The following is a 21,213-nucleotide window of genomic DNA, read 5'->3' as shown; positions in this document are numbered from 1 at the left end:
CACAAGACCGATGGCGGATCAACCACGGGTGCGACCATGTGCGGCTTGAACGCGCGCCGCAGGACAGGTGAAATAACGCGATGAAGAGAACAATCGAGACGACATGCGTGATTGCCGGTGCGGGCCCCGGGGGTTTGATGCTCGGCTTCCTCCTGGCAAGGGCGGGCGTCGATGTCGTCGTTGTCGAAAAGCACGCCGACTTCCTGCGGGATTTCCGTGGTGACACGATCCATCCGTCGACGCTGGAAGTCATATCCCAACTCGGGCTGATCGAGCAGTTCCTGCAATTGCCGCATACGCGGGCGCCGAAACTGACAGCGGAGATGGGCGGCCGCACGATCACCATGGCGGATTTTTCGCGGCTGCCGGTGCAGAACCGCTTCATCGCCTTCATGCCGCAATGGGATTTCCTCAACTTCCTCGCGGAGCAGGCGGGGCGATATCCGAACTTCCGGCTGATCATGCGGGCGAAGGTGACCGAGGTTCTGGAAGAGGCGGGCAGGGTGAGTGGCATCACCGTCGCCACGCCCGATGGCGACGTTCGCATTCATTCCAGGCTCGTTGTCGGCGCAGACGGGCGACATTCCGTGGTGCGGGAAAAGGCCCGGCTGACAATCGAAAACTTCGGCACGCCAAGCGAGGTGGTGTGGATGAAGCTGTCCAAGCAACCGGGCGACCCGACGGATGTGATGGGCCATGCTGGCCCGCGGCAGGGTTTTGTATTGATCGACCGCGGCGACTACTGGCAATGCGGTTTCGTGATCCGCCGCACGACCTTTGCGCAGATCAAGGCGCGCGGCATCGACGCCTTTCGGCAGATGGTGGTGGATGTATCACCGCTGCCGGCCGAGCGGATGCAGGAGATCCGATCCTTCGATGACACAAGCCTGCTGACGGTGCGGATCGACCGACTGAAGCAGTGGTGGCGTCCCGGCCTCCTCTGCATTGGTGATGCGGCGCATGCCATGTCGCCGATTGGCGGTGTCGGCGTGAACCTGGCCATCCAGGATGCCGTGGCGGCGGCGAACATTCTCTCGGCCCCGTTGCGGGAAGGTAGGCTGTCGGACAGTCATCTTGCCGCGGTTGAGAAACGTCGCAGTTTCCCGACCCGCGCGACGCAGAAGCTTCAGCTGATGATGCGCAGCAGCCGGCGCAGCGACGAGGCGGATGACGAGAAGCGCAAGGGTCCGCCCGCCTTCATCCGCGGCATCGCGCGCTTTCCGCTGCTGGCGCACGTCGCCGGTCGCCTGATCGGCCTCGGCTTCAGGATGGAACGCGTGGCGACGGAGCGACGTCGTTGAATGCGTCGCTTGCTACGTCGATGAGCTTGGAAAGAAGTGGTGATCCCAGTTGGAGTCGAACCAACGGCCTCAGGATTAGGAATCCTGCGCTCGTTTTGGAGTGTTGACCTTGTTACTGGTTATTACCGGTAAGAGCTGCAGCTACAGGGAGTGGCAAGCGATGCACTGACGGGGGACGTATGGCGAAGGCAAGTCCAACGGACTATGCACCACAACTAAACGGCCGTTGGGCTTGCCTTCGCACTTCGTAATAAGTCGGGCGGAGCCCGGCATTTGGCGCAGCCGATTGGACCCGTCCGCAGGACGGGCTTGTAGGTAAGCATCGGGTGGACTTGAACCTAAGAGGGGGTCCTGATCCTTCGAGGAAGCTCAGTGGCGTTCCTGATGATAGCTTCGAAGGAGGAAGGTGGTTCGAATGCCCCAGCCTTTCCCGTCTGCAGGCTCCAGAAACTGGATCCCGTTTTCTTGGTAGTGCTCAGTAAGTTTGACCACGCTTTCTAGGCTAGCCGTTCCCTTCTCGACGAACACAACCGTCTTTGTGCTCAATCCGGAGTCTCTTGCGACCTCTGCTTGGGTCTTGCCGAGCAGGAGGCGGGCTGCAGCGAGTATTCGTTTCGGGACGTTCATTCCCGTTGATTGTCACCTTAGAACTCTCCTTTCAACAAATTGTTGACAACGGCTTTCAGAGTTACCGAAGGGTTATAAAAAATAACGGAAGATACATTGTGTATGTCACCATTGTTTATTATGAAGCTCTGGTCACGCATGGTTGCGCGAATCACGTGTAGCTCGCTCAAGCCCGAGCCTAATGTCTATTCTTGGACGGATGACGACGTTGAAGACTATCTCGCACGATCGCAAAGGCTTCGCTCTTCCAGAGTTCTTGGCATACGCTTCGATTAGCCGTGCTGTTCGACCCTACCGCCGCGCGCGCCGCTTTGCGCTGGGCCTAGTTATTCCTGACTGGAACTATAAGACGTCGTACCTAAAGGCGGCGCTAGCCATAGTAAATCCTGATTCCGAGTACCGGTTCGATGATCAGGCAAAGATCTTTGACGGAAGCAGAAGCGACGACACTCATGGTTCGATTATGGATATGCTGCTGAACGACCAGTCTATAATCCTCTTTCGACCTAGTGAGGCAGTGCCGTCAGATCTACGTCTTGGACTAGACGCGATAATCGAACTCTCCACCCCCGATACCCGGCGAGTCCAAGGTGTCGTGTACTGGGCGTACGGGATCCAGGTGCCAGAGGCACAGGCGAGAGCACTTGTTCGAACCGACTGGCAGCGCCTGAAGCTTGCGATGGCGCGAGGCCGACCGATCTCGCGAGTCCTGTCCGTCATCGAGAAGATGGCGCAGGCGGAGACGCCAGAGCAGAAGCCTGATCGGGATCCGGAGGCGCTCTCGCACATCCGGCTGGAGGACATGCAAGGATATGGTGAGGCGAAGGCCTGGGGCCTGGATTTGGCTTGCGACCTGACTGACTGGCGGGCAGGAACGCTCTCATGGGATGACGTCGATCGAGGCGTTCTTCTGTCGGGCCCGCCTGGTGTCGGCAAGACCATCTTTGCCCGAGCACTCGCGATTTCCTGCGGCGTGAAGTTGATCATCGGCTCGTACGCGAAGTGGCAGGCGAAGGGCTATCTTAACGATTTCCTCAAGGCGATGCAGAGGAGCTTTCAAGAGGCGAAGCAGTCTGCGCCTGCTATTCTCTTCATTGATGAGATCGACGCATTCGGGTCGAGGGAAGACGCCACCGGCAGTAACGCCTCCTATGACATCAAGGCCATCAACGGCCTTCTTGAACAGTTGGACGGGATCGAGGGACGTGAGGGCGTTATTGTGGTGGCTGCCTCAAATCATCCCGAGATGGTGGATCCAGCGATCATCCGATCCGGACGGCTCGATCGCCATGTGAGGATCCCGCTTCCGAATCTCCATGCGCGTGCTGCGATCTTCAGGTTGCATCTCCGCGAGAGTATGGCCGAGCAAGACTACCGGGTTTTCGCCGAACTTAGTGAGGGCGCTAGCGGTGCCGACATACAGAGGACAGTCAGGAATGCCAGACGCAGAGCGAGAAGGCTGCGGAGGGCCATCACCTTCGATGACGTGAGGTGCCATCTGCCGATCTCCGTGAGGATTCCACCGGAAGCACTGAGGGTGAACGCCGTCCACGAAATCGGACATGCAGTTGTTGGTTCCATCCTCGGCATGCCGCTCGTGGGTGTCGAGCTTACCACCAATGTCTTGGCGACCGCGGGAAACCAATCAGTGGGGAAGGCGATCTTCGAGCGCCAGCCATGGGTTCGGCGAAATAAGGACCACTACCTGGACATCATCGCCATGACGCTGGCGGGCATGGCGGCAGAGGAAGTTCTGCTGGGCAGCCATGACGACGGTTCGTCCGGTGGCCGTGGATCCGACTTGTACGACGCCACTCGGACAGTGATCGCAATCGAGCGGTCGCACGGGATGGGCAGAGGCCTTGCGTCCTTTGGGGATCTTTCTGACCAACCGATCAACGAGATCAGTCACATGGATCCAGCGCTGCTTGCGCGCGTTGATGCCACGTTGCAGGAGCAGTTCCGCCGGACCAAGAGCATCGTGGAGGAACATAGAGCAGTCTGTGAGAGCCTAGTCGACCTCCTTGTTGATCAGCTCAAGCTATCTGGGCAGGAGGTGCTGGATGCGCTCGATGAAGATCGAGATGCCTCTCCTCGAGCCCTTGGATCTGGGTAAGCTGGATAACGTAGCAGTTGGATACGGGAGGAAGGGATACTTCGATACCGGCCATGACATGAGTCCAGAACTCCCGGCTCAGAGGGCTTGCTTGTCGGAGGACGCAACCTTCAGGTCGAGCGGGTGCCGTGGAAAGTCGGTCGGTTGGCTCGACGTCCCCACGTGTTCGCCTACCTTTTTCATGACCTCCACCAGGGTCGCAGACAGTCGATTCAGCTCTGTGTGGTCGGTCACCCGCTCAGGAGCGTAGCGCGCGATCAGATACTCTCGTCTTGCGGTCATTTCCTCCAGGTGCAGAGCCGTTCTTTTTCGAAGCTTCAGTTTGGCGACTAAGGTTGGCTCAGCAAGATTGTGCATTCGCTTTCGGATTTCCTCGGGAGCAGCGCCTTCATGTCTCAGAAACGCGTTCACATAGAGTTCGATGGCGTGGATCGCCGCCATCCGGGCCGGGGCCGATGACAGTGGTACGAGCTTCTTCTGGCTCTCTCGAAACAAGACGATTGCGGCTTGATAGTAGGAGTTTGCCAAGGCGAGAATTTCGCGGACGCTGGCGTTCGAACCAGGATAATCGCCGCGCGAGGACACACTGGGGTGGGAGCTGCTCATCTACTGCCTCTGCTACGGTCTCACGGGGATCACTATTCCAAACGGTATAATCTCTCGACAAAGTCCTGGTTTAGATCCTGAGAGAAGCAGGTCCGGCAGCATTAAATCCATATCTTTGATCTCAACTCGGCAGATCAATGGCTCGAAGTTCATTCAGCCGCTGATCATAGATGGCATTGAGACAGCTCGCGTCACCGCCGCAGTTATTGCGATCCTTGAGCCACAGGCGCTGTACCGCCAGGAGACGCTTCCGCACGGACTTCTCGACGTTGTTCCGTATCCACATGTAGATAGAGTTCATGGCACGATCCTTGGCCCACAGTTCCGGCGTCTGGCATAGTGACAGCTCTGTGGGCGTCGCGGCGTCAGCACATGGAAAACTTGGCCCCTCAACGCCTGTTTCCTGCCCTTGTCCACGCAGGTGTGCCTCCGTCTCGACGCAGAGCAAGAGTGCGCCCTTCTCGTTCAGTTGAGACTTCACTTGATCAAGAAGAGGAGTCCACAGTTCGATCCACTTGTCGCCCCCAACCAATTGACTGCCTTCAGCGAAGGTCGCTTCATGTGCGCGTTTGACCGCTATCGGATCCGGCTGAAGGAAGGGGGCGCATCGGGACTGCAACAGCGAGTATGATACAAACCGATCGGCATACACATCCACTGTAGGGTTTGCCGACGGCGTGGTGATGTTGCCACCGTCCACCCTGTAGGTCTCGATGCCCAGCATCCGTGCGCGGTCTGGGGTGAGTAGCAGGAAGTCGTCCGGCCCTGCGGCCGTGAAGTATCGAATTGCCTCGATGCGAAGCCCCAGGTGCGTGAGGTAGGAACCAATTTCGGCGTTCGCGACACCGCTTTCGCGATACTCGCCGTTCTCCTCCCGATAGGCCGCATGGAACCCGATCAGCGAAGTATCTGACATGTACCGCCGGACACCAGACACCCAGATCAACCCACAGGCGGAAAAGCACTCCTGATCAGCGGCGACCATCGTCGAGAAGCCTGACATCCGGATCGTCGCTCCAATCTGCAACGCTTCCTTCACAAGACCACCGGGGCTTTTCAGAATGACGGACGCTCGATCAAGGCCATCCGTCAGCTTCGAGAACTTCTCACCGTCGCCTTGCTCTATCGGGCCCCGCAAGCTGATAAGCGGCACAGCAACTCCCGGGAGGTCAATCTTCTCGATTTCTGCCGCTTTCGTGATGGTGCCGCCGTAAAGTAGCACCCCCAAAGCCACGCCCAGCCATTTCGCCCCTAATACCACAGAAATCCCCAGTGCCGTGCCCCGCAACTCCGCTTACATTATGCCTGTCGGCCTGTTCGCCGCTAGCCCTCGAGACAAGGGCGTGCCGGATCTATTAGCAAATGTCACAAGATGGCTTATGATGGCGATCAGGTCATTGTCATCGGGAGCGAGACGTGCCGAACGAAACCGCTCGAGGTTCCAGAGAAATGGAGGAGCGAGCTGCCGCTGCGCGCCAACGTTTTGAGCAAGCCACTTTGGACATGGCTTCAGAGGGACGTTTCGGCGGAACGCATGCAAGGTCATCCGAGATAGACATGATGGAAGAAGCCACTCGCCTCGTAAAAGAAGCTCGAAGACCCGAGTAGCCATCTAGTCGTTGTGGAATCTGCTACATAATTCCAGGAAACCTTGTTCCGCACCGGTCGCCATCCTCACTGATCAGCCTAGTGCATCCCATAGCCGCCATGCGACGCAGCCTGGCGAAGGTCACGGCGGCCCCGTGCTTCTTGATGAGCGCTGCCCGGTCAAGTGATCCGGATCGGTCGCAGGCACGGCACTCGACCTCGATGAGAGGAACGCGCACCTCGCGCAGCGTAGACGTTAGATCAAGCGGTTTCTTGCTTCGGCTCAACGCTTCCTCACGATTCTGGAACCACAAAGACGGGATCAGATCCGGCCACGGCGCTGGAGCGTCTCGCGGTTGCGCCTCTCGCCGACTTTAATGCGCGAGGTGCCAGAGGGTCTGAAGCCGGACTTGTGTAGCGCGATGGCGAGCGTCGGCCGGGTCGAGCGGAGGAGGTCTTTGATCGTCTTGAGAGAGAAAATCATCCAGTCCTCAGGGAGTGAGTTAGAGGCGCGGCGTGGAACGGCGCTTGTTCTAGGGCGACAATACCTCGTGCGACGACCATGACAAGGTCCTTGCGATCATCTCGTTATGCGAAACCGAAATTTCCTCAATAAAGCCGGTCACTTACAAGCGCGTGCTAGAGACATGATTCGCAAAGAGAATCTTCGATTCTTCTAATGCTGTGAGATTGTATTCCTATTTTCTGCCCGCTTGACTCTCGGTTTGCGAAGGAACAGAAGAGGAACATCAGTCATTTTGATGGCATGAAGTCGTCTTCCAATGAACGCTAGCCGGAAGGATTCAGCGAACGATGTCGGCTGTCCTACGGGATCAGGTCCTGGCTGAACTGCGTGAACGCATCTCCTCGATCGAGGGGGAGGGCGTGAAGAGGGCTGGGTTTTTGCCATTCGGGGTTCCGGAGATCGATGCCGTCCTCCCGGGGGGTGGCCTCGCTCATGGCGCGCTTCATGAGTTCGCGGGGGGCGGCTCGGGTACTGTTGACGGAGCCGCGGCCGCGCTCATGGCCGCTGGTATAGCTGCGCGGACGAAGGGGCGGGTCGCGTGGTGCCTGACGAGGCCCGACCTCTTCATGCCAGCATTGGCCCAGGTCGGACTGCACCCCGACAGGATCGTGTTCGTGGAGGGCGACAGGGAGGAGGACGTGCTGGCGAGCATGGAAGAATGCATCTCCTATGGAGGACTAGGTGCCGTCGTCGGAGAACTCGTGAGACTCCCGATGGTGGCGTCCCGTCGCCTGCAGCTTGCTGCCGAGCGTACCGGGACGATAGCCATCGCGGTGAGGCGCTGGCGGCGGCAGACGGAGGCAAACGATTTCGGACAGCCGACCGCGTCGACGACGAGGTGGCGGGTCAGCGTCCTTCCCTCGGAGGAGCTTCCGGTACCGGGACTGGGGCGTGCGAGGTGGCTGCTTGAACTGATGAGATCGCGTGCGGGCGAGTGTGCAGAGTTTGAAATCGGGGCCTGCGATGACAAGGGTTGTATCCATCTATCTTCCCGATCTGGCAACCGATCGGATACGTCGGGCCGATCCCGCAATACCGCCTGAGCAGGCCATTGCGGTGATCGCGAAGTCCGGATCCAGGCGCTGGGTGTCGGCGGCCGACGACGCGGCCCGCAAGGCTGGGGTGAGGGTAGGCATGCCGGCGGCGAAGGCTCAGGCAATCTTCCGCGATCTGATGATGATCGACGCCGATCATGTAGCCGATGCCGCCGCCCTCGAACGGATCGCGCTCTGGGCGCTGACGGTTTATTCCCCGATCGTTGCCGTCGATGGCCCCGACGGACTCGTTCTGGACACAGAAGGCGCAGACCATCTGCAGGGCGGCGAAGAGACCATGCTGACCGGGATCGCCAACAGGTTCCGGTCGAAGGGACTGACGGCTAAAGTTGCCATCGCCGACACCTGGGGCGCAGCACATGCATGTGCGCGAGCTATCCAACGGGAGACGGTCGTCGTTCCGCGAGGCGAGACGTTCCGCGCCGTCGAGCGGCTGCCGATCCACCTGCTCAGGCTTCCTGACAAGAACATCGATGACCTTCGGACGCTCGGCTTCCAGACCGTCGGCGAGCTTGGGAACACTGCGCGAGCTCCGCTCGCTCTCCGCTTCGGGCCGGAGATCGGGCGTCGGCTCGACCAGATGCTGGGCAGAGCGTCCGAGCCGATAGAGCCGATACGCGCGCCAGAATGGATCGAGGTCTCGCGGGCTTTCGCGGAACCGATCGGTGCAGCGGAAACAATCAACAAGTATGTTGGCCGCCTTGTCATCCAGCTCGTCGCCGAACTGCAGCGCCAGGGCCTGGGCGTACGCCGCACCGACCTGATCGTCGACAAGGTCGACGGTTCACGTCAAGCGATCCGTGCAGGAACTGCCAAGCCAGCCCGCGACGTTGCCTGGCTGACGAAGCTCTTCAGGGACAGGACAGAGAAGATCGAGCCTGGCTTCGGCATCGAGAAGCTGACGCTCGTCGCGGTGATGTCCCAGCCGCTCGATGAGGAGCAGCGTTCGTCGACGCTCATCGACGAGGAGACTAGCGACATCACTCCTCTCATCGACGTTCTCGGAAACCGTGGCCAGCGTGTCTATCGCCTGGCACCCGTCGCTTCCGACGTTCCTGAGCGGAGTGTACAGAGGATAGCTGCTGCCGCGGAGCCGAGCGGTGAGATCTGGAACCACCAGTGGCGTCGTCCGGTGCGGCTGCTCGACCGTCCCGACCGCATCACCGCAATCGCCCTTATGCCCGACTATCCGCCGCGGAGTATCACGTGGCGTGGCAGGAGGCACAATGTCGCCCGCGCCGACGGGCCGGAGCGCATCTTTGGCGAATGGTGGAAACGCGACAGCGAGCTTGAGGCGGTGCGCGACTACTACGTCATCGAGAACGACGTCGGCGAGCGCTTCTGGATATTCCGCTCCGGCGACGGCGTCGATCCGGAAACCGGGGACCATCAGTGGTTCATGCACGGGATCTTCGCATGAAGTACGCTGAGCTTCAGGTCACGACAAACTTCTCCTTCCTCCGAGGAGCCTCATCTGCGGACGAGCTTTTCGCTACCGCCAAGGCACTCGGCATCGACGCACTGGGCGTCGTCGACCGCAACAGCCTCGCCGGAATCGTGCGTGCACTTGAAGCCTCCCGGGCGACGGGTGTCCGTCTCGTGGTGGGGTGCCGCCTCGACCTGCAGGACGGCATGTCGATCCTTGTCTATCCTACTGACCGCGGGGCTTACTCCCGCCTCACCAGGCTGCTGACGCTGGGCAAGAGCAGGGGCGGGAAAAACAATTGCGTCATCAACCTGGATGATGTGGCACTCTATTCCGAAGGCCTCATCGGCATCCTGGTGCCAGACCTCCCGGACGAGACATGCGCCGTCCAGCTCCGCAAGATGCAGGAGATCTTCGGCAACCGCGCCTACGTCTCGCTTTGCCTGCGTCGTCGTCCCAACGACCCGCTCCGCCTTCACGAGCTGTCCAACCTCGCGGCGAAGTTCCGCGTCCGGACGGTCGTCACCAACGACGTCCTCTTCCACGAGCCAGGCCGCCGCCAGCTTCAGGACGTGGTTACGTGCATCCGGAACAACACCACGATAGACGCGATCGGCTTCGAGCGAGAGCGCCACGCCGACCGATACCTGAAGCCGCCCGAGGAGATGGAGCGGCTGTTTCCCGCCTACCCGGAAGCGCTGAGCCGCACGATGGAGATCGTCGAACGCTGCAAGTTCTCGTTAGAAGAGCTGACCTACCAGTATCCGGAGGAAGCGATAGTTCCGGGTATGGACGCCCAGCAGTCGCTGGAGCACTACGTTCGCGAGTGCATCCCGAACCGCTATCCTGAAGGGCTGCCGCAGAAGGTGCTCCGCGCAGTGAAGCACGAACTCGAGCTGATCAAGGAGATGAAGTACGCGCCTTATTTCCTGACTGTGTACAGCATCGTCAAGTTCGCCCGTTCGCAAGGCATTCTTTGCCAGGGTCGGGGTTCCGCCGCCAATTCGGCCATCTGCTATATCCTCGGCATCACGAGCATCGATCCCGAGACCAATGACCTTCTTTTCGAGCGCTTCGTCTCGAAGGAGCGCGACGAGCCGCCGGACATCGACGTGGACTTCGAGCACGAGCGCCGCGAGCAGGTCATCCAGTGGATCTACAAGACCTATGGCAAGGAGAAGGCGGCGCTCTGTTCGACGGTCACCAGATATCGGGCGAGGGGTGCGATCCGCGACGTCGGCAAGGCGCTCGGCCTGCCGGAGGACGTAATCAAGGCATTGTCGTCCGGCATGTGGTCGTGGTCGGAGGAGGTCAGCGACCGGAACGTCCGCGAGCTGAACCTTAATCCGGAGGACCGCCGTCTGGTCCTTACGCTCAAGCTAGCCCAGCAGCTCATGGGCGCGCCCCGGCATCTCGGCCAACATCCCGGGGGCTTTGTCCTCACGCATGACAGGCTGGACGACCTTGTGCCGATCGAACCGGCCTCCATGAAGGACAGGCAGATCATCGAGTGGGACAAGGACGACGTGGAGGCGCTCAAATTCATGAAAGTCGACGTCCTGGCCCTCGGGATGCTGACCTGCATGCAGAAGGCGTTCGACCTGATCCGCGAGCACAAGAACGATGATCTCGACCTTGCGACGATCAGGCAGGAGGATCCGGCCACCTACGCCATGATCCGACGCGCGGACACCTTGGGTACTTTCCAGATCGAAAGCAGGGCGCAGATGGCCATGCTGCCCCGCATGAAGCCGCGCACGTTCTACGACCTGGTGGTGCAGGTGGCGATCGTCAGGCCCGGCCCGATCCAGGGCGACATGGTGCACCCCTATCTTCGCCGACGGGAAGGCAAGGAGAAGGTCGAGTATCCGACACCGGAGCTTAAAGCCGTCCTCGGCAAGACACTTGGTGTCCCGCTCTTCCAGGAGTCGGCAATGAAGGTCGCGATGGTCTGCGCCGGGTTCACCGGAGGCGAGGCTGATCAGCTTCGCAAGTCCATGGCGACTTTCAAGTTCACCGGAGGGGTGTCGCGGTTCAAGGACAAGCTGGTCAGCGGCATGATCAGGAACGGCTACTCCACCGAGTTTGCCGAGAAGACCTTCACGCAGCTCGAAGGATTCGGCAGCTACGGCTTCCCGGAGAGTCACGCGGCGTCTTTCGCGCTCATTGCTTATGCTTCGAACTACGCGAAGTGCCACTTCCCGGAGGTCTTCTGCGCCGCGCTCCTGAATTCCCAGCCGATGGGCTTCTACGCACCCGCGCAGATTGTTGGGGATGCGCAGAAGCACGGCGTCGAGGTTCGGCCAGTCTGCATCAACCGCTCCCGCTGGGACTGCACGCTTGAGCGTATCGGCAACAGCGACCGTCACGCCGTTCGTCTTGGAATGCGCATGGTCAAGGGGCTGGCGGTTGCCGACGCAGCCCGGATAGTGGCCGCGCGTATGAACCGCGACTTCGAGAGCGTCGATGACGTCTGGAGGCGATCTGACGTGCCGACGGAGGCGCTGGTACAGCTCGCCGAGGCGGACGCGTTCCTTCCGTCGCTGAAGCTTCAGCGCCGCGACGCACTCTGGGCGATCAAGGCGCTTCGCGACGAGCCCCTTCCGCTCTTCGCTGCGGCCGCCGAACGCGAGGCTGCGGTCATCCCGGAGCAGCAGGAGCCTGAGGTCGAGCTGCGGCAGATGACTGAAGGGCACAACGTCATACAGGATTACGGGCATGTCGGCCTGACGTTGCGACAACATCCCATTGCGTTCCTCCGGAGGGATCTGGAGAAGCGCAGAATCGTGACCTGCTCGGAAGCCATGAACGCGCGAGACGGGCGCTGGGTGATGACTGCCGGACTGGTTCTCGTGCGGCAGAAGCCAGGGTCGGCGAAGGGCGTGATGTTCATTACCGTCGAGGACGAGACCGCCCCGGCGAACGTCGTGGTCTGGCCGAGCCTCTTCGAGAAGAGACGTCGTGTTGTCCTGGGAGCGTCGATGATGGCGATCAACGGAAGGGTCCAGCGGGAAGGCGACGTCGTCCACCTCGTCGCTCAGCAGCTCTTCGACCTCAGCGGCGACCTCTCGGGACTGGCCGACCGCGACGTCGACTTCAAGCTGCCGACGGGCAGGGGAGATGAATTCGCTCATGGTGGCGGTCCGGATCCGCGAGACAGGCCGAGGCCGGTGCCGGAGCCGCGCGACATCTTCGTCAGGGATCTGCACATCGACACGTTGAAGGTGAAGGCACGGAATTTTCAGTGACGTCGGCCGCTTTCGGGCCGGAGGTGAAATAGCCGATGGCTGCTGCTTTGCGCCTCCCTTGCTGCCGTTCGGGGCCGCTAGATTACTCATTGCATGCTGCCATACGTCTCGGCCGGACTAACCCTCCGGAGGTCGCAAAGCATTCGCCGACTTAATGAATAATGCCGTCCGAGAACCTTTGCGTGACGGATGTTAAATACCCTTCGCCAGAATTTCTGGTTGTCAGGAGAGGGGTACATTGCTTTGACAAAGCTGCTCGTGGATAAATCAGACAACGAGCGTTAGTGTAGATGGCAATGTCTCGATTCGAATGACAACTCTAGGGTACGACTTGAATGCATCTTCATTCGATTGAGTTGAAGATAAAGCGCTTACGTGCACGTTCCGCTCCGAGGGTCCTTGACCTATTCGCAGGCTGCGGAGGGTTGTCGCTAGGTTTCCAAGCCGCGGGCTGCGATATTACGGCTGCGGTTGAATTTGACGCTGATGCTGCCCGTTCTCACGGGCTCAATTTTCATGGCGGTGACCCTGAGCACGGAAAAGCGCGCGACATCACTAACACCAAGCCCGCCGATCTTACCCGCGACCTCGGACTAGGCGACCCAGCATTAGCATTCGATATTATCGTAGGGGGGCCGCCATGTCAGGCTTTCGCCCGCGTAGGTCGTTCAAAGCTCAGGGAAGTCTCGGATCATCCGGAAGCCTTCCGGCATGACAAGCGTGCGCGGCTCTATATTGAGTACCTTGACTACGTCGAAGCATGCTCTCCTCTGATGGTTGTCATGGAAAACGTGCCAGACATGCTCAATCATGGAGGCCACAACATCGCAGCCGAAGTCTGCGAGGTTATGAGCAGCAAAGGATACACTTGCACCTATACGTTGTTGAACGCCGCATTCTATGGCGTTCCTCAGATGCGAGAGCGCATGTTTCTGGTTGCTGTTCGGAAGGAACTGTTACCCGAGCGGATCACTCTTCCAGAGCCGACGCATTGGATTTCTCTTCCCCCAGGTTATGAAGGTTCCCGCTCTGTCGCGCTGAAGCTATTGAATCGTACGTTCGGCAGCTCCGCCGATCCATACTATCAACCAGCACCCCAGGCTAAGCGTGGTCTCCCCGGTGCCGTCTCTGCGGAAGATGCTTTAGGCGACCTGCCGACCATTGATGCGCGTAAGATGCTGGAACTGGGGACACTTAAACGAGGAGCTAGGCGGATGTCGGACGCGATGCCGTATCCGATCTCCTCTCGCCCCTCCCGGTATGCGGCGCTGATGCGCGAGTGGCCGGGTTTTGAAGCGAAACCACATCTCGTGGATCATGTGATACGCTACCTGCCCAGAGACTATCCGCTGTTTGCTCGTCTCAATCCCGGCGACCAATATCCTGAGGCCTACCGACATGCGGTTGAAATGTTCCATGAGGCCGTTGAACAGAAGAATGCTGGCGGAAAGCCCCTCATGGAGGGGTCGGAAGAATGGAACGCTCTGTGGAAAAGCATTGTACCTCCATACGATGCATCAAAGTTCCCCAATAAGTGGCGAAAGATGGAGGCAGATAAGCCAGCGCGAACGCTCCTAGCCCACCTTGGTAAAGACAGTTACACCCACATTCATTACGACAGTAAGCAAGCTAGGACGATATCGGTGCGGGAAGCCGCCCGGCTGCAGTCTTTCCCAGACGGCTTTAGGTTCTCAGGAACGATGAATCCCGCGTTCCGCCAAATTGGTAACGCAGTTCCGCCCTTGCTTGCCAAGGCAGTCGCAGAGGCACTACTCGCCCAGATAACGGCGGCTCTCGACGCTTCTACAGGTCCAATGTGCCTGACCACTAGACGGAACTAGTAAACGATGGACAGCGAAATTATCATCGTAAGATCGCTGACAGAATCAGACCTTGGGCTGTTCGCTGCCCATCGCGCCGCCGCAACAAGTAAGCAGCGGGCCATACAGATGAATGTGCCGGTAGTCCGCCGATTGCTCTCTGATGAGGCCTTCGCTCGTGGCGCGGTAGAGCTTTCTAGCACGTGTACCTTTGGCGACACGGTTAATCATGAGGACCGCTGGCTAGGCAAGACAGGCAAGAATTGGCGGCTGGGAGGCAATCAGATCAAAGGCGAGGTCTTTGCTCAGCTCGATTGCAAGGATTTCCTCCTACTCCGCTCAAAAGTAGGAAATAACGGCGATACGCCAATAACTATTACGTTCATATCTCGATCGACAGATCGACTGCTACATGCCGGTCTTGTAGCTATCGTCGAGAAAACGTTGTCTTCCAGTATGTCGGTTTTCGAAGAGGGTGATGCGCTCTTCGCTTCAATCGCCCGATACTGTGTCTCTGATCGGGATGCACTCCTTAATCATGAGGCTCCAAGGAAACCTATCCTTAAGGAACCCGCACCCAAGGCAGTCATCGCGCCGATGCCTGAGGATGAGGTGGCAACTAAGAAGCATCGTTCCAGAACCGTGAAAGAGAGGCTAAAGACACCACACATCCTGGAGAGAATGTTGAAGGTCGCGGGTGATCTATCAGCTCCCGCTCAGTTACGCTTCATGGAGACGGTAGGCGAGCTAGCCTCACAACTTCGCGCCGTGCTTTTAGAGACCGGCGGTATCGTCAAGATCGAAAAGGATCACCCTAGCCTCTGGCGCAAAGTGGCGGGTAAACCCATTGGTTTCGTTGACGGTGGGCTAGCTAATCTTTCAATGCTTGGGTCTGCGCCTATCGCGGCCCGTGTTGGAGGGTATATCGTCACCCCGGGAGATCAGAGCCCGGAACGTGAACGCTTCAGTATGTTGAAGCACCTCATCGACGAGCTGTACGCCAACGATGAGGATGGCGCTTACGACGACACATTTCCGGACATTGGTGCTTTGCGAGATGCTGCGCGCATCTCCATCGAGGCTGCTGGTGCTGTTCAGATGCTGCGGGAAACAAGCAATATCTCTACAATATTCATGCATGGCGCGCTTGTGAATCCTGTATCTCGATACACCGACGTGATGAAGGATGGCCAGATACGCCACAGGTTCCCCAATTTTTCGAAGAGCGCTATAGCAGAGTTGCTCCCGGGTGAGGCGCACAGGCGAGACAGCCGAGAACGCAACTTCATCAGCGTTTACCTGAGACAATTAGAGCTGCTTCAGGAAGCTAGTGCTGTCGTTTGCGGAGTAATCGAGCGGGAGAGCACCACCAACTCGGTACTACGTGCGGTTCTCAGTAGCTTGGATGACCACGAACTAAAGGATTTGCTGCCAGTGCCACCGCACGAGTGGAAGGCATGGTTCTTACATGCCGTCGATCCTGCGGACGACGACGATTTCGAAGGCCAGCGCATTACCGATCCGCTCCTGTTTCGTTGCCTCCTTGAACCGGGCGAAGCTCTACGTCCAGTTGTTCTCGATAGGAATTTGCTTCGTAAAGCGCCCTTGGCTTGGCAGGAGGAAATTGGAAAGTATCCCAAGCCGAGGGTTTCGTATCTGCAGGTGACAGAGTGGTCTGCACCGATCCGAATGGAGCTGTTCGAAAAGGACGCAGCGGAGTTCGAGAGCACTGCAGAGCTTGTTATGCATTGCTCGTTGCTTTTGCCGCACTATGCCTTCCCTGTCGGGCTTGATATAGTTGATAAATTTGCAAAAGTCCCAAACTGGATGAGCAGACCCATTAACACCTTCACGGCAGTGCAAGCTCTCAAAAAGGCACTCGACAATGAAGATGCCAAACTCTTCGATGGCCTGAGGCGGATGCTATGTGGCTCAGGCCGTGAGTGGTTACTACGTCCGACGATAGGACGTTGAGGTACGACATTTGGGGGGAACGTGCATGCTGGATAAAGTGATGAGTGAGTGGCGGCCCGTAGGAACGGTGGTCGGTAACGCTGGCACAAGTGAGTTCACATTCATCCTAAAGCAGTTCCAGGCGAAAGTTGGAGATATCGTGGCGCTCGGGATGGAAGTGCCCAACGGCACCTACTCCTCCCGCTCTCGGATATACGTCTGGGCTCGACTTACTGAAATCCGGCGTTTTAATCCGTTTTTCCCGTTCGAGGCAGCTCAGGAGATTGCAGGTGAGGGCATATCGCTAGAGGATACGGTCTTGTCGGGAACACGCGACCAGCTTGAGGCTGTAGGGCTCATCCTTGGAGCAACATCCGAGAGCAATCTATCAAGCCTCCATCCACTTACATATCCAGTTAAACCCGCGTCAACGGTCTTCCATCCTCCCGCTGAGGCTATCCGCCAACTTTTAGTTGGAGGCAGAGAAGACGAACGTAAAATTGAGATTGGCAGCCTAATTGCGCGGTCGGATGTTGAAGTTAATTTGTCTGCATCGCGCTTGGTTTCTCGCCACCTAGCAATCCTGGCTATGACGGGCGGAGGGAAAACCGTTGCTGCACGGCGCATAATCCGAGAACTGATACGAGAGCGATACCCTCTTCTGATTCTTGATCCTCATGGCGACTACATCGGGCTAGCGAAATGCCAGGAGATGTTACAGGAGGAGGCTCCCGGTTGCGAAATAAAGATCTTCTACCCTGAGCTGCTGATGCAGCAGCAGGGCGAAGCACTGATCGAAAAAGTCATTGCCCAGATGACTGATGGTGTAAGTGAGCCGCAAGCCGACTACCTTCGATCGCTATTCAACAACTTGCCATCGAAAGAAGGCGAACCTGCTATTGACTACATCGAGCGCCTCATCGCTCGTGTTGAGAAGGATGTAGCTCAGACCGGCAACCAGCGGATGGTACCAACCATGTATGCTGTCCGCCGCTCACTTCGCATTGTCCACGGTCGCTTGTCAGGTATGAGGAAGACCAGCGCCATGATGCGAAGCGGATCAAAATTACAGGAGTTACCCTTTGAACCGCTGCCTAACCCGTTCAGTCAGCCGGAGAAGATTATCAAGCCAGGGCAGGTCTCGATCTTGTACCTAGGCGGATACGACCACATAACCCAGTGCTCCATCGCAGCGATAACTCTTGAAACCCTGTTCGAGTTTCGTGCGAACCTGACCAACAGAATTGCGCCGTTTTTTACCGTCGTTGAGGAAGCACACACCTTTATCCCCTCCTCAAGGGAAGGGACTGAGAACGCGGTGTCTCTACCGGTTATTCGCAGGATTATTACTGAGGGCCGAAAATTTGGGACAGGCCTGATGCTAATATCGCAGCGACCCAGCCGCCTAGATGAGACGATTGTATCACAGTGTAATTCATTCTTGATCCTTCGACTGGTAAACCCACGTGACCAGACGTTTGTCCGTTCAATAATGGAAAATCTAACGGAATCAGATGCTCGCATGATACCTGGCTTTGGCCCTGGCCAAGGTATAGTGAGCGGTCAAGTTGTTCGTTTCCCATTGCCCGTTCGGGTGAAGATGGACGATGAACTTCGCTTATCTGAAATTGGGGACGAGGATTTCTTTGAACAGGCAGAAGACTGGAAGCCTGACAGGCGAGCATCAGCGCGCAAGATAGCCGAAGTCTCCATGGAAAAGGTAGCGCGTGGCCGTAAGAAGCCGGCCCCCAGCGCCAGTAACGATCCCCCCAAGACATCTGCTAGTTCAGTCTCGTCGAGGGGCACGAAATCTGTAAGTACGAAGGTCAAAACTGCTTCAAAATCAAAAAGAGGTGCTAGTGCCGGTAATAAGAAGCGAACACGCACGAAGAGCCTTGCGTAATTGGCAGACGTTCTGAACAAGGAGCAACGGCGTCTCAATATGAGCCGCATTCGCTCGACGAACACCAAGCCAGAGATGGTACTGCGGAGAGGACTCCACGCACTCGGCCTACGGTACCGCCTCCACGTCCATGGCATGCCTGGAAAACCGGACTTGGTCTTCTCGCGGAAGCGAACCGCTGTTTTCGTTCACGGCTGTTTTTGGCACGGCCATCGGTGTCACCTCTTCAAACAGCCCAAAACCCAGACGTCTTTCTGGATGGATAAGATCAGTAAAAACACTCAGCGCGATCAGGCAGTGATCAGCGCTCTCATCAACCAGAGCTGGCGTGTGCTCATCGTCTGGGAGTGCTCGGTAAGAGGTAAGCAGAGGTTCTCTACCGAAAGCGTGATTGATCGATGCCGCCGTTTCATCATGCAGGAGGAACCGCCGTATCATGAGATATCTAGTCTGGACGCAACCAGCATCCTCTAAACTATGCCGCGGAATAAAGCTTAGCACGCGAAAGCGTCTTGTTGGACGCTCCGATGTACCAAGCGTTCATACGACTATCCCAACTTCTACATTCCACAAAAAGGTCCCATGAGAAGTCATAGATTGCTTCCAGCGTCCAATCTCGCTGTACCTTTACTACCAGCAGGTGCTCAAAAAGCTGCTTATCCTTCACCTCTTGGTCGGGATACACGGTTCCAGTTTTCTTCGCGTTGCAGATCGTCTTGATCGAGTACCGTTCTCCCTTTCGAGATATGGCATCAACGTTAGCGGTTCCTACAGGCGCGGCTTGCAAATTGGGACAGCCGGGTGTGTTATTGAAGAAGTGGATTGCCAGTTCCTCGCCATACTGCCCTAGTGTGAACGCGATCTTTCGCTTACGCATTTCCACATCAAGCGCTGCGCGCAGCTTGATAAGGCCGTTATCGTCCAGGCCGGAAAGTGCATCGATAGCATCTGCCACTTTAAGTCCTTCGACCTACCGCCAGTTGTCACCCTGGTCTGCCTCTTGCGCACGGATTTCACCTACCCATCATGGACAAAAGACGGACACGCCTCCAGGTTGCCGCAGAACAATCCACATCTAAGTCACCATTTGTAGATTGAATGCTTCGTAACCAGCCGGATCGTCAGGTGTCAGGTAGTGGGGCTTTTCCAGGTATACCCGTCCGGAGCTGTCGGCGGGTACGAAATTCTCGATGTCGATCGTTTTCACGGTGTCGAGCTGGACGGGTCGAGATCAGTCCTCGAACAGGATCACGACGTCCTCCTCGCCCCGATCGTAGCCGTTTGCCTCGTTAGTCGTGTCGTCTCGCAATACGTGGACCGGGCCAAAGGCGGTCCTGCCGAGGAACAGAAACAGGAAGATCGTAAGCGGTTAGCCGATAGCGTCAGGCCTGAAGTTCCAGGGCATGAGCGCGTCCAGCTCGGATACTGGCCAGCCTTTCGCGATGCGGGTCAAGGTCTGGGAAAGCCAGTCGAGCGGATCGACGTTGTTCATTTTGGCCGTCTGGAGAAGCGTGGCCAGCGTCGCCCACGTCCGTCCACCGCCCTCGCTGCCGGCAAATAGACTGTTCTTTCTCGTAATTGTTTGAGGCCTGATCGCGCGCTCGACGATATTGGAGTCGATTTCGATCCGGCCGTCCGTCAGGAAACGCTCCAGTGCTTCGCGCCGGGTGAGCGCGTAACGGATTGCTTCGGCGGTCTTGGACTTGCCAGAGACCTTGCCCAGCTCCTTCTCCCAAAGATCAAAGAGTTCGGAGACGATGGTTGCAGATCTTTCCTGACGCAGCACCGAACGGCTGTCGGCATCCCGACCGCGGACCTCATCCTCGATGCGCCACAGCTCGGTCATCGCGATGATCGTGTCCGTTGCAGCCTTTGAGACACCACTGATGTGAAGGTCGTAAAACTTGCGGCGAAGATGCGCCCAGCATCCTGCGAGCCGGATCGTTTCATTGCTGCCGTCTTTGGCACGCGTCTTGGCGAGACTGGTATAGGCCGAGTAGCCGTCAACTTGCAGGATGCCGCTGAATCCGGCGAGATGACGGACCACGCAGTCAGCGCCCCTACTGTCCTCAAACCGATAGGCCACCATCGGCGGGCTGGTTCCACCATAGGGTCGATCATCGCGAGCGTAAGCCCATAGCCAGGCCTTCGTCGTTTTTCCCGAACCGGGCGCAAGAGTGGGTAAGGTCGTTTCGTCGGCGAAGATCCTTTCGCCCTCCTTGACGCGCTCAAGGATGTAATCGGCGCAAATCTGAAGTTCGAAGCCCAGATGCCCCATCCACTGGGCCATCAACGATCGGCTGATCTCGACACCGTCGCGTAGATAGATTGCCTCCTGCCGGTAAAGCGGAAGGCCGTCGGCGTATTTGGAGACGGCGATATAGGCGAGCAGCCGCTCCGTCGGCAGGCCGCTTTCGATGATGTGCGCCGGTGCCAAAGCCTGGAGCACGCCATCGTGGCCGCGGAAGGTGTATTTGGGGCGACGCGTCACGATGACCCGGAACTTCGGCGGCACGACATCCAGCCGTTCGGAGCGATCCTCACCAATCAGGACCTTTTCCAAGCCCACGTATTCAGCAGGGATCTCCGGCTCGATCACTTCCTCGATGCGTTCGAGATGAGCGGCAAAGCCCTTGCGCGGACGTGCTGCCCGTTTCGGCTTGTCCTTGGCCGCTTGATCAAGCTCGCTCTGGATTGCCGAAAGGCCGGTCTCGACTTCCTCGAAGGCAAAGGACACCTGCTCGTCATTGACACCAAGGCGCAGTCGCTCGGAACGGGTGCCATGTTGGGTACGCTGCAGAACCTTCAGGATCGATGTGAGGTTGGCAATCCGCTCGTTGGCGCTCTTCTCCACCGCCTCCAACCGGGCGATCTCAGCTTCAGCGGCCTTCAGTCGGGCTTGTTTCGCAGCCTGCTCGCGCGCCATCGCGAGGACCATCGCTTTCAGCGCGTCAACGTCGTCCGGCAGGTCGTGAGGGGGCAAATCCATGGCAATGAGTAGAGCACAAAAACAGCCGTTTTCCCAACCATTACAGCGGCATGATT

The 21,213-nt window shown here is 58.0% G+C and carries 14 protein-coding genes and 1 pseudogene; 9 read left to right on the top strand and 6 right to left on the bottom strand.

The annotated features are described in order from the left end of the window. Positions 1-80 precede the first annotated feature (80 nt). Complete coding sequence (locus tag CYG48_RS13445; protein WP_118850839.1) at positions 81-1,301, top strand: FAD-dependent oxidoreductase; 1,221 nt, start codon at positions 81-83, stop codon at positions 1,299-1,301. Between the two features lie 369 nt (positions 1,302-1,670). Here CYG48_RS13445 and CYG48_RS13440 read toward each other — a convergent pair whose 3' ends face one another. Beyond that, complete coding sequence (locus tag CYG48_RS13440; RefSeq protein ID WP_118850838.1) at positions 1,671-1,928, bottom strand: helix-turn-helix domain-containing protein; 258 nt, start codon at positions 1,926-1,928, stop codon at positions 1,671-1,673. A 208-nt stretch (positions 1,929-2,136) separates the two neighbouring features. Between CYG48_RS13440 and CYG48_RS13435 the strand changes: the two genes are divergently transcribed. Further along, the gene (locus tag CYG48_RS13435; RefSeq protein ID WP_245450347.1) at positions 2,137-4,044 is read left to right on the top strand and encodes an AAA family ATPase; all 1,908 of its coding nucleotides are present in this window, start codon (positions 2,137-2,139) and stop codon (positions 4,042-4,044) included. 78 nt (positions 4,045-4,122) lie between these two features. On the opposite strand, the gene CYG48_RS13430 is transcribed toward CYG48_RS13435, so the two are convergent. Further along, on the bottom strand, positions 4,123-4,650 hold the full coding sequence (locus CYG48_RS13430) for a hypothetical protein (RefSeq protein WP_245450346.1): 528 nt from the start codon (positions 4,648-4,650) through the stop codon (positions 4,123-4,125). Between the two features lie 121 nt (positions 4,651-4,771). Then, positions 4,772-5,911: a hypothetical protein gene (locus CYG48_RS13425; RefSeq protein WP_150132727.1), complete on the bottom strand. Its 1,140-nt coding sequence runs from the start codon at positions 5,909-5,911 to the stop codon at positions 4,772-4,774. A gap of 1,139 nt (positions 5,912-7,050) precedes the next feature. On the opposite strand from CYG48_RS13425, the gene CYG48_RS13415 reads away from it, so the two are divergent. The 7 genes from CYG48_RS13415 (at position 7,051) to CYG48_RS13385 (ending at position 18,642) form a co-directional block, all read left to right on the top strand. After that, entirely contained in the window at positions 7,051-7,806 is a 756-nt protein-coding gene (locus tag CYG48_RS13415; protein WP_118850835.1) for an ImuA family protein, read from the top strand. Further along, complete coding sequence (locus CYG48_RS13410) at positions 7,727-9,238, top strand: Y-family DNA polymerase (protein WP_118850834.1); 1,512 nt, start codon at positions 7,727-7,729, stop codon at positions 9,236-9,238. The genes CYG48_RS13415 and CYG48_RS13410 overlap by 80 nt, the downstream gene beginning before the upstream one ends. Next, positions 9,235-12,492, top strand: coding sequence for an error-prone DNA polymerase (locus tag CYG48_RS13405; protein ID WP_118850833.1), 3,258 nt, complete (start codon positions 9,235-9,237; stop codon positions 12,490-12,492). Before CYG48_RS13410 ends, CYG48_RS13405 begins: the two co-directional genes overlap by 4 nt. A gap of 425 nt (positions 12,493-12,917) precedes the next feature. Then, on the top strand, positions 12,918-14,333 hold the full coding sequence (locus CYG48_RS13400) for a DNA cytosine methyltransferase (RefSeq protein ID WP_245450345.1): 1,416 nt from the start codon (positions 12,918-12,920) through the stop codon (positions 14,331-14,333). A gap of 6 nt (positions 14,334-14,339) precedes the next feature. Further along, positions 14,340-16,286 carry a DNA double-strand break repair nuclease NurA gene (locus CYG48_RS13395; RefSeq protein ID WP_118850831.1) on the top strand — a complete coding sequence of 649 codons (1,947 nt, stop codon included), beginning with the start codon at positions 14,340-14,342 and terminating at the stop codon, positions 16,284-16,286. 25 nt (positions 16,287-16,311) lie between these two features. Further along, positions 16,312-18,168: an ATP-binding protein gene (locus tag CYG48_RS13390; protein WP_118850830.1), complete on the top strand. Its 1,857-nt coding sequence runs from the start codon at positions 16,312-16,314 to the stop codon at positions 18,166-18,168. 39 nt (positions 18,169-18,207) lie between these two features. After that, complete coding sequence (locus CYG48_RS13385; RefSeq protein WP_245450498.1) at positions 18,208-18,642, top strand: very short patch repair endonuclease; 435 nt, start codon at positions 18,208-18,210, stop codon at positions 18,640-18,642. Between the two features lies 1 nt (position 18,643). On the opposite strand, the gene CYG48_RS13380 is transcribed toward CYG48_RS13385, so the two are convergent. The 3 genes and pseudogenes from CYG48_RS13380 to tnpC all read right to left on the bottom strand — a co-directional run bounded on the left by CYG48_RS13380 (position 18,644) and on the right by tnpC (position 21,157). Continuing rightward, entirely contained in the window at positions 18,644-19,123 is a 480-nt protein-coding gene (locus CYG48_RS13380) for a hypothetical protein (protein ID WP_118850828.1), read from the bottom strand. 141 nt (positions 19,124-19,264) lie between these two features. Continuing rightward, positions 19,265-19,459, bottom strand: a pseudogene (locus tag CYG48_RS22655) (Ku protein); the annotation flags it as partial. Positions 19,460-19,537: 78 nt separating this feature from the next. Continuing rightward, positions 19,538-21,157 (bottom strand): IS66 family transposase, encoded by a 1,620-nt coding sequence (tnpC, locus tag CYG48_RS13370; RefSeq protein WP_118850827.1) that lies wholly within the window; start codon positions 21,155-21,157, stop codon positions 19,538-19,540. Between the last annotated feature and the right edge of the window lie 56 nt (positions 21,158-21,213).

This window comes from Neorhizobium sp. SOG26 (genome assembly GCF_003491345.1).
GTDB classification, from domain to species: Bacteria; Pseudomonadota; Alphaproteobacteria; order Rhizobiales; family Rhizobiaceae; genus Neorhizobium; species Neorhizobium turbinariae.
The sequence above is the reverse complement of the archived record's forward strand: the minus strand, read 5'-3'. Positions and strand labels throughout refer to the sequence as shown.